Origin of the sequence: Vibrio sp. 1457 (assembly GCF_033340195.1) — a bacterium.
Taxonomy (GTDB): domain Bacteria; phylum Pseudomonadota; class Gammaproteobacteria; order Enterobacterales; family Vibrionaceae; genus Vibrio; species Vibrio alginolyticus.
Window position 1 is genome coordinate 677 of sequence record NZ_JAWOWA010000150.1, and the last position, 359, is coordinate 1,035.

Annotated in this window: 1 pseudogene; it reads left to right on the top strand. The window is 56.0% G+C overall.

Features of this window, described 5'->3' with window-relative positions:
- Nucleotides 1-2: 2 nt before the first annotated feature.
- Nucleotides 3-359 (top strand): annotated as a pseudogene (ccmC, locus tag R7Z41_RS24465) (heme exporter protein CcmC); the annotation flags it as partial.

Consider the following 359-nt stretch of genomic DNA (forward strand, 5'->3'; position numbering starts at 1 on the left):
TCGTGCTTACCGTCGGCTGGATCTGGGGATTCGGCTTTGCTCCGGCTGATTATCAGCAGGGAAATAGCTACCGCATTATCTACCTGCATGTGCCTGCGGCGATCTGGTCGATGGGCATTTATGCATCAATGGCAGTGGCAGCGTTTATTGGCCTTGTCTGGCAGATGAAAATGGCCAACCTGGCGGTGGCGGCGATGGCCCCCATTGGTGCCGTGTTTACCTTTATTGCCCTGGTTACCGGCTCTGCATGGGGAACACCGATGTGGGGCACCTGGTGGGTATGGGATGCACGTCTGACTTCTGAACTGGTGCTGCTGTTTTTGTATGTGGGTGTGATTGCCCTGTGGCACGCCTTCGAC